This window comes from Glycomyces luteolus, from assembly GCF_027622875.1.
Lineage (GTDB): Bacteria > Actinomycetota > Actinomycetes > Mycobacteriales > Micromonosporaceae > Glycomyces > Glycomyces luteolus.
Genome location: NZ_JAPZVP010000005.1, coordinates 282,290 through 290,809, shown reverse-complemented (window position 1 = coordinate 290,809; position 8,520 = coordinate 282,290). Strand labels below are relative to the sequence as shown.

Annotated in this window: 8 protein-coding genes; 6 read left to right on the top strand and 2 right to left on the bottom strand. The window is 72.1% G+C overall.

Going from position 1 to position 8,520, the window contains the following annotated elements; genetic code table 11:
* Positions 1–677 (top strand): GNAT family N-acetyltransferase (locus tag O1R50_RS08550; protein WP_270109524.1); only part of this gene is annotated, 677 nt, incomplete at its 5' end.
* Positions 678–841: 164 nt separating this feature from the next.
* Here O1R50_RS08550 and O1R50_RS08545 read toward each other — a convergent pair.
* Positions 842–1,471, bottom strand: coding sequence for a GNAT family N-acetyltransferase (locus O1R50_RS08545; protein ID WP_270109523.1), 630 nt, complete (start codon positions 1,469–1,471; stop codon positions 842–844).
* A 169-nt stretch (positions 1,472–1,640) separates the two neighbouring features.
* Here O1R50_RS08545 and O1R50_RS08540 point away from each other — a divergent pair, with 169 nt between their 5' ends.
* The 3 genes from O1R50_RS08540 to O1R50_RS08530 are packed head-to-tail and all read left to right on the top strand — an operon-like array spanning position 1,641 to position 4,446.
* Positions 1,641–2,822 carry an NAD(P)/FAD-dependent oxidoreductase gene (locus O1R50_RS08540; protein ID WP_408612648.1) on the top strand — a complete coding sequence of 394 codons (1,182 nt, stop codon included), beginning with the start codon at positions 1,641–1,643 and terminating at the stop codon, positions 2,820–2,822.
* The gene (locus O1R50_RS08535) at positions 2,819–3,076 is read left to right on the top strand and encodes a (2Fe-2S)-binding protein (RefSeq protein WP_270109521.1); all 258 of its coding nucleotides are present in this window, start codon (positions 2,819–2,821) and stop codon (positions 3,074–3,076) included. The genes O1R50_RS08540 and O1R50_RS08535 overlap by 4 nt, the downstream gene beginning before the upstream one ends.
* Positions 3,073–4,446: an NAD(P)/FAD-dependent oxidoreductase gene (locus O1R50_RS08530; protein WP_270109520.1), complete on the top strand. Its 1,374-nt coding sequence runs from the start codon at positions 3,073–3,075 to the stop codon at positions 4,444–4,446. The genes O1R50_RS08535 and O1R50_RS08530 overlap by 4 nt, the downstream gene beginning before the upstream one ends.
* 22 nt (positions 4,447–4,468) lie before the next feature.
* On the opposite strand, the gene O1R50_RS08525 is transcribed toward O1R50_RS08530, so the two are convergent.
* A complete protein-coding gene (locus O1R50_RS08525) occupies positions 4,469–5,215 on the bottom strand; it encodes an NADPH-dependent F420 reductase (RefSeq protein ID WP_408612634.1) in 747 nt (248 codons plus the stop codon).
* 124 nt (positions 5,216–5,339) lie between these two features.
* On the opposite strand from O1R50_RS08525, the gene O1R50_RS08520 reads away from it, so the two are divergent.
* On the top strand, positions 5,340–6,170 hold the full coding sequence (locus tag O1R50_RS08520; protein WP_270109518.1) for a helix-turn-helix domain-containing protein: 831 nt from the start codon (positions 5,340–5,342) through the stop codon (positions 6,168–6,170).
* Positions 6,171–6,283: 113 nt separating this feature from the next.
* Positions 6,284–8,398, top strand: a complete 2,115-nt coding sequence (locus O1R50_RS08515) for a beta-galactosidase (RefSeq protein WP_270109517.1) — start codon at positions 6,284–6,286, stop codon at positions 8,396–8,398.
* The last annotated feature ends 122 nt before the right edge of the window (positions 8,399–8,520 follow it).

The following is an 8,520-nucleotide window of genomic DNA, read 5'->3' as shown; positions in this document are numbered from 1 at the left end:
ACGTGTGGGACCGCCCGGACGGTCCGGGGTGCGCGGGGTGCCCCCCGATCGAGTCGGCGCCGATCGCAGCGCTGTGCGACGCGATCGGCGCGGACCGGCCGGTGTACACGCTGGCCGATGTCTACGAGAAGGGGACGCACCGCAAGCTCGCGGCCGCCGGTTTCGTGGGCGAGCGCTACGAGCACGACTGGACGCTGCCGGTCGCGACGGCCGCCGGATGGGGCGATGCGGCGCTGGCCGGGTTCCAGCTCGGTCCGCCCGAGCAATTCGGCATGGATGCGTTGCGGCGCTTCGACGACGAGATGCGCGCCGACATTCCGGGGCTGCGCGGCTGGCGTTCGAGCACTGCGTTCTGGGCGGAGGAACACAGGTCCGCGTACGATCCGGCGGTCTATCCGGTCGCGTGGGACCCCGCCGCCGGGCGCTTCGCCGGGATGGTGCGGGTCTGGATGATGGACGCCGGTCCACGCCTCGGCTTGGTCGGTGCGGCTCGTCCGTACCGAGGTCGTGGAGTCGCGGCAGCCCTGCTCGGCGTGGCGTTCCGGGTGCTGCGGGAACGCGGGCACACCAAAGTGGTCACCGAGTGCGACGCGGCGAACCCGGCTTCGAAAGCGCTGCTGGAGAAGGCGGGGGGCACGATCGTGGGCGGGACGATCGAGTTCGTCCGGCATCCGTGAACGCTCAAGCCGGCGCGCGGGTGAAGGCGGCCCGGTAGCCGCTCAGGGTCAGTCCGAGGTGGCGGTGCGGTCGGACGGGAACGCCGCCGAAACCCGTCCGGACCCGGTTCACACGGCGTGAAGCGCAGGGCCGCGACGACGGCGCGGCTCGGCCACAATGGCGCTCACGCGTTTCGCTCGCGAATGCGGGCGAGGCGCTTTTCCAGGGACGCTTCGACTTCGGGCCATTCCTTTCGGGTGATCGAAAAGATGGCGGAGTCTCGGAGGCGCCCGTCCTCGCCGGGAGCCCAGGAGCGGGACCAGTTGCGGAGGACCCCTTCGAAGGTCGCGCCCGCGGCCTCGATGGCGGCGCGGGAGCGGGCGTTGCGGGCGTCGGTCTTGAGGTCGACGCGTTCGACCCCGAGCCCGGTGAAGGCGTGGCGGAAGAGCAGGAGTTTCGCTTCGGCGTTGAGGCCCGTGCCCTGGGCGGAGGCGGCGAGCCAGGTGAAGCCGACCTCGATCGCGTACAGGCCGCGGCCGGGGAGCGAGCGCGGGTCCCAGAAGGCAGTCGCGCCGACCGCGCGGCCGGTGGCGAGGTCGATCTGGGCGTAGGGTGCGAGTTTTCCCTGCGCGTGGCGCTCGAGCTGCTGGTCGATGTAGTCGCGCACTTCTCCGGCGCGCGGCACCCAAGTGAACCGGTACTCGTCGCGATCCTCCTCGGCCGCGATCGCGAGGTCCGCGGCGTGGCGGTGGGCGAGGGGTTCGAGTCGCACCCGCTCGCCTTGGAGCACGGGTCCTTCGAGCAGGGGTTCCATGGCATCGTTCCTTCGTTGTCGCTGCCTGAAAGGTAAGGGGAACGCGTGCGGCGGTCACCTGATTTCCACGATGCGGGAGCTGCCCACCGGTCCTTGGACCACCGTGTAGGTGGGGAGGAACGCGGGCATACTCTCTGATCGTGCGAGTTCGGAGGGGCAGGTGAGTCGGATCGAAACCGCTGACGTCGTCGTGATCGGGGCCGGGATCATCGGTGCCGCATCTGCCGAGGCGCTCAGCGCCGCGGGTATGCGCGTGCTCGTGGTCGACCGCGGCGCCCCCGCCGGAGGGACCACTGCCGGGGGCGAGGGCAATGTGCTCCTCTCCGACAAGGCCCCCGGGCCGGAACTCGACCTTGCCGTCGCGTCGCGGCGGCTGTGGCCCGAGCTGATCGAGTCGCTGCGGGCCGAGCTCGGCGACGAAGTCGCGCGGGTCGAATGGGAGCCCAAGGGCGGCTTGGTGGTCGCCACCGACGAGGACGCCGTGGGGCCCCTCTCGATCCTCGCCGAGGCGCAGCGCGAGGTCGGCGTCGAAGCGGTCGACCTGAGCCGGGACGAGGCCCGCGCGATGGAGCCGCACCTGACCGATGAGGTCGCCGGTGCCGTCCACTACCCGGGGGACGCGCAGCTGCAGCCCGTGCTCGCCGCGACGGCGATGCTCACGGCCGTGCGCGCCCGCGGCGGCGAGGTTCGCGGCTGGACCGAGGCGCACGGCCTGGTCTTCGATGATGCCGGGAAGGTCGCCGGGGTGCGCTTGGGCGACGAGACCATCGCGTGCGGCGCGGTCGTGAACGCGTGCGGGCCGTGGGCCGGGCATTTCAGCGTCGCGGCGGGCGCGCCGATCGAGGTGCTGCCGCGCCGCGGCATGGTCCTGGTGACCGCCCCGCTCCCCCATGTGGTGGGCCGCAAGGTCTACGCCGCCGACTACGTCGCGGCCGTGGCGAGTTCGGACGTGGACCTGCAGGTGTCGGCGGTGGTCGAGTCGACCGCGACGGGCACGGTGCTCATCGGTTCGAGCCGCCAGCGCGTCGGTTTCGACGAGGCGCTGCAGGTCGAGGTGCTGCGGAGGTTGGCGCGCAGCGCGGTGAAGCTGTTCCCGGTCCTGGCGGGCGTGCCGGTCATGCGGACGTACGGCGGGTTCCGCCCGTACACGCCCGACCACCTGCCGGTGATCGGCGCGGACCCGCGGTTCGCGGGGCTGTGGCACGCGTCGGGGCACGAGGGCGCGGGCATCGGGCTGGCCCCGGCGACGGGGCGGCTGCTGGCGGATCTGATGTGCGGGCGGGAGCCCGAAGTGGACCCGGCCCGGTTCAGGGTGGACAGGCCTGCGGTGATCGCGGAGGTGCGGACGTGAGAGTGCGGTTCGACGGTGTGGAGGTCGAGGCCCAGGAGGGCCAGACCGTCGCGGGGGTGCTGCTGGCGAAGGGGATCCGCTCGTGGCGGACCACGCGCGGCGGGGACCGGCCGCGGGGGCTGTTCTGCGGCATCGGGGTGTGCTTCGACTGCCTGGTGAGTGTGAACGGCGTGCCCGATGTGCGGGCGTGCCAGCGCGTGGTGGCCGAAGGCGACGAGATCCGCACCCAGGCCGGGGCGGAGCTGCCGTCATGAGGCGCATCGTGGTGATCGGCGCGGGTCCGGCGGGGATGGCGGCGGCGAGTGCGGCTGCGCTGCACGGTGTCGACGTGGTCCTGATCGACGCGGGCGCGAAACTCGGCGGCCAGTACTTCCGGCAGGACGCGCTCGCGGCGGGCGACCGGTTCACGTTGCCGCGGAATGTCGAGCATGTGGCGAGCGCGGCGGTGTGGGCGATCGAGCCGGTCGACGGCGGGCATCGCGTGCACCTGCGGATCGGACCGGCCGACGGCCCGGACCGGCGGGGCCGGGCGGTCGAGGCGCGGGCGCTCGTGCTCGCCACGGGTGCGTACGACCGCGCGCTGCCGTTCCCGGGCTGGGATCTGCCGGGGGTGTTCACCGCCGGTGCGGCGCAGGCGCTCGCGAAGGGCCAGGGCGTTGCGGTGGGCGACCGGGTCGTGGTCGGCGGGACGGGGCCGTTCCTGCTGCCGGTGGCGGCTTCGCTGATCGGCGCGGGCGCGCGGGTCGTGGAGGTCGCGGAGGCGAACGCGGCGGTGACCGGTTGGCTGGGGAACCCCGTGGGGGCGCTCGCGGGCTGGTCGAAGGGCGGGGAGCTGGTTCGGTACGCGGGGACGCTGGCGCGGCACCGGGTGCCGTACCGGTCGCGGAGCGCGGTGATCGAGGCGCACGGCAGTGATGTCGTGGAGTCGGTGACGGTGGCGCGGCTCGATGCCCTGTGGAATCCGGTGCAGGGTTCGGAGCGGCGGCTCGAGGCGGACGCTGTGGCGGTCGGGTTCGGGTTCACGCCGCAGTTGGAGCTGGCGTTGGCGGCGCGGTGCCGGGTCGAGGATGGGTTCGTGGTCGTCGATGCGGCGCAAGGGACTTCGGCTCCGGGGGTGTTCGCGGCCGGAGAGCTGACGGGCATCGGCGGGGCGGACCTGGCGGCGTCGGAGGGCGCGGTCGCGGGTGCGGCGGCGGCGAAGTTCGTGGGCGCGGCGGTCGAGCCGCCCGTGCGGGCGATGGCGCGGGTGCGGTCGGGCCGGCGGTTCGCGGCGGCGTTGAACGCGGCGTACCCGGTGCGGTCGGGCTGGCACGACTGGTTGCGCGACGACACGATCGTGTGCCGGTGCGAGGAAATCACCAAGCGCGCGCTCTACCGGGCCGTGGACGAGCGGGACGTGGGCGGGGTTCGCTCGCTGAAGCTGGTGAGCGGGGCCGGACTGGGCCTGTGCCAGGGCCGGGTCTGCGGCCGGAACGTGGCCGAGCTGGCGGGCGTGGACGGGACCGGTTTCGCGAAGCGGCCGATCGCCTCGCCGATCCGCTTGGCGGAATTGGCCGAGGAGGAGCCGGTGGAGACGCCGATCGACGCCGAGGAGTCCGGTCGGGTGCTGGGCGTCGAGTACTGACGGCCAGCGCCCGGTCGCAGCTTCAAGCGAGGTTCGGCAGCTCCGTTGCGGCCGCCGGCAGGCGGACGGCGGCGTCGATGAGCTTCGCCACGGTGTCCGCGGGGACGGGTGCGCCGGGGATCTGCGTGACCCATGAGAGGAAGTCCGTGACGCCTTCGGCGGGCAGCTCCCCCAGGTAAGGCATGACGTACACCGGCGTGTCGGGCGCGCTGCGCCAGCTCTCGGCTAGGGAACCGAAGTCCACGGTGTCCCAGCCGAGGGCGTCCAGGAGTGCGGCCGCCTCGTGCTTCGCGGCGGCGTCGTCGCCCGCGATGGGGAGGGCGCTGCGGTCGGGTGCGTTCGCGGGCCGGGCGAGTGCGGCGATGAGGCTGAACGCGATGTTGTTGAAGGCCTTGACGACCCGGGACTCGGGCAGGCGCTGCTGCAGCAGGGCGCTGGAGGTGAGCTCGTCCGAATCGAGCTCGGGCAGGTGCCCGTCGCGCTGCGGGTAGTAGTTCCCCGCGTCGATCACGGTCTTACCCGCCAGCGCCTCTACGGGGAGCCGGTCGAGGGCCGTCAGCGGGACGGCGATGACGACCAGGTCGGCGTCGCGGGCGGCTTCGGCCGGGGTGGCCGCGCGGGCGCCGGGGCCGAGGTCGGCGACGAGTCCGGCGAGGGTCTCGGGGCCGCGCGAGTTGCTGAGGACTACCTCGTATCCCGCTTTGACGGCCAGGCCCGCGACGGCGGTGCCGATCATGCCGCTGCCGATGAATCCGATGGTTCCTTGCATTGCTGCGCTCCTTCGTTCGGATGGGGGTTGCCGTCGATCAGCCTGGCGGATCGGTGGCGGCGCTGCCAGATCCCTGGCTTGCGTACTCACGGCGTGATCACCCTCGGCGGGTACCGTTGCGCTCATGGACAATCGGACCGAGTTGCGCGATTTCCTCAAATCTCGGCGGGCCCGGCTGCACCCGGGCGATGTGGGGCTGCGCGACTACGGTCGGGCGCGGCGGGTCGCGGGGTTGCGGCGTGAGGAGCTGGCCCGGTTGGCGAGCGTGAGCATCGCGCATTACACGCGGCTGGAGCAGGGCAACGGGGAGTCCGTCTCGGACGAGGTGCTGGACGCCGTCGGGGCGGCGCTGCGGTTGGACGCCGACGAGCTGGCGTACTTCCATGCGATCGCGCGGCGGCCGCGCCCGTGCACCGGATTCAAGAGTCCCGAGGCGGTGCCCGAGGGCCTGCGGTTCCTGCTGGATTCACTGCCGCTGACCCCCGCGCTGCTCGTGGGGCCGCAGACCAAGCTCGTCGGCTGGAACGGCCTCGCGGTCGCGGTGTTCGGCGATTTCGCCGCGATCCCCGAGGAGCGGCGCACGCTCTCGCATCTGCTGTTCACCGAGCCGGGCGTGCGGGAGCTGCACGGGGAGGGCTGGGAGCAGGCCGCGCGCGACCACGTGGCGCACTTGCGCTTCCTGTTCGGACGTTTCAGCGGGAGCGCCGAGATCGCCGCGCACCTCGACGACATGCTCGAGTCGAGTGCCGAATTCGCGGGGATGTGGGCCGAGCACCCGGTCGCGCAGATGCGGACCCGGACCCATGTGCTGCACCACCCTGTCGCGGGTGAACTGACCTTGCACGCCGAGCGCATCGCGCTGCCCGACCGGCCCTCCTGCTACGGCATGGACCTCTTCGCTGCGGAACCGGGCTCGGCCACCGAGAAGGCGCTGCGCGAGCTGAGCGGCGTGTAGCGGGCGCGCTTCAGGTGCGGCGTCCGCGATCGGGGATGTCGCGGTTACGGGTTGACATACGCTCCCAGGATTGCGTACGGTACCTCTGACTACGTAGTCATAAGGAGCCGCACATGAGCAACTGGCCGAACCCGATCCTGTTCGGGGCCGCTTACTACTTCGAGTACCAGCCGGACGCCGCCGAAGGGTTCGACACCGAGGCCGCCCGGACGCGGCTCAAGACCGACCTCGACCTCATGGTCGAGGCCGGGTTCTCGGTGATCCGCGTCGGCGAGTCCGTATGGAGCACTTGGGAACCCGAGAACGGACAGTTCGAGCTCGACTGGCTGCAGCCGGTCCTCGACGGCGCCCGCGAACGAGGCATCGCCGTCATCCTCGGCACCCCCACCTACGCGGTCCCGCCGTGGCTCGTGCGCCTCTACCCCGAGATCGCCGGCGAGCACCGCACCGGCGAGCGCTTCGGCTGGGGCGGGCGCCAGGAGGTCGATTACACCCACGCCGCGTTCAAGTTCCACGCCGAGCGGGTCATCCGCAAGATCATGGCGCGCTACGCCGACCACCCGGCCGTGATCGGCTTCCAGGTCGACAACGAACCCGGCCTCCGGATCTTCCACAACGAGGGCGTCTTCCAGCAGTTCGTCGACCGCCTGCGCCACCAGTACGGCGACGTGGAGACCCTCAACCGCGAATGGGGCCTGGTCTACTGGTCCCACCGGCTCACGACCTGGGCGGACCTCTGGCGCCCCGACGGGAACGCGCAGCCGCAGTACACGCTCGCGTGGCGCAAGTTCCAGGCCGACCTGACCACCGAGTTCATCGCCTGGCAGGCCGACATCGCCCGCGAGTACGCGCGCGAGGAGCAGTTCGTGACCACCTGCATCTCCTACTCGCGCCCCGGCATCGACGACCCCTCGCTCACCGAGGGCCTCGATGTGACCGCCGGGAACCCGTACTACGCGATGCAGGACGGCCTCGAGATGCCCGCCAAGGGCGGCGGCGACGCCATCGACTGGAACACCAAGGGCGCCTGGGCGCTCTACCACTCGGCCGACCGCATGTACTCCTCGAAGCAGGCGCCGTACCTGGTCACCGAGACCAACGCGCAGGCCATCGGCATGTCGTGGTGGAACGAGCCGGCCTACGACGGGCAGTGGCGCCAGGCGGCCTGGTCGCTCGTGTCGCGCGGCGCGGCCATGATCGAGTACTGGCAGTGGCAGACCCTCCACTTCGGCGCGGAGACGTACTGGGGCGGGGTCCTCCCCCACAGCGGGCAGCCCGGCCGGACCTACCGCGAGCTGGCGCAGATCGGCAAGGAGCTGCGCAAGACCGGTGGGGCGCTCGCGGGTCTGGTGCCGGGGGCCGACGTGGCGGTCCTGTACTCCAAGCGCAGCGAATGGGCGCTGACGGCCGAACCGCAGATCCAGGCCGACGACGGCAACCCCGAGTACCGGTCCTTCGAAGTCATCCACGGCCCGTTCTACCGGGGCGCGTTCGATGCCGGGCTCCAGGCCCGGATCATCCACACCGGACAGCTTGGTGCGCCCGAGGAAGCGGCGGTGGAGTACCCGGTCCTGGTGGCCGCGGGCCTGTACGCCGAGGACGACGACATGCTCGAATGGCTCACCGCGTACGCGGCGGCGGGCGGGCATCTCGTGGTCGGTCCGCGCACCGGCTACGCCGACGAGGAGGCGCGGGCGCGCCAGGAAGTGCAGCCCGCGAGGCTCCGCGACGCCGCCGGGGTCTGGTACGAGGAGTTCGCGAACCTCACGGGCGAGATCGCCGTGCGGGCGCCGGAAGGTTCGCCGCTGCGGCTGGAAGCCGATGCGGCGGCGGTGAAGTGGGCCGACGGCCTGTACGTCGACGGCGCCGAGACCCTCGCCGAGTACGTGCACCCGCACTACGGCCGGTTCGCCGCGGCGACGACGAAGCCACACGGCGAAGGCCGGATCACGTATGTGGGCACGATCCCCAACTCGGCCTTCGGGAAGTCGCTGTTCGAGTGGCTCGTCCCCGCAAACGCGTGGCGGCCCGAGCACCCGAGCCTCACGGTGACCAGCGGCGTCACCGGCGAGGGCCGCACCGTGCGGTTCGTGCACAACTGGTCCTGGAACGAGGTCGACTACCCGCTGCCCGCGGCGGCGACCGACGCGATCGACGACGCCGTTTACGAGGCCGGCGCCGCACTGCACCTCGGACCCTGGGACGTGAAAGTCCTCATCGAGTCCTGATCGGAGGAATCCGTGCGCCGGTCGCCTCAGGGCGACCGGCGCACGGCTCCTTCCGGCTCAGTCGGCCCGGAGCGCCCGGGCGGTGGCGGTGCCGTCGAGCCGCTCGACGGGTCCTGCGGGGA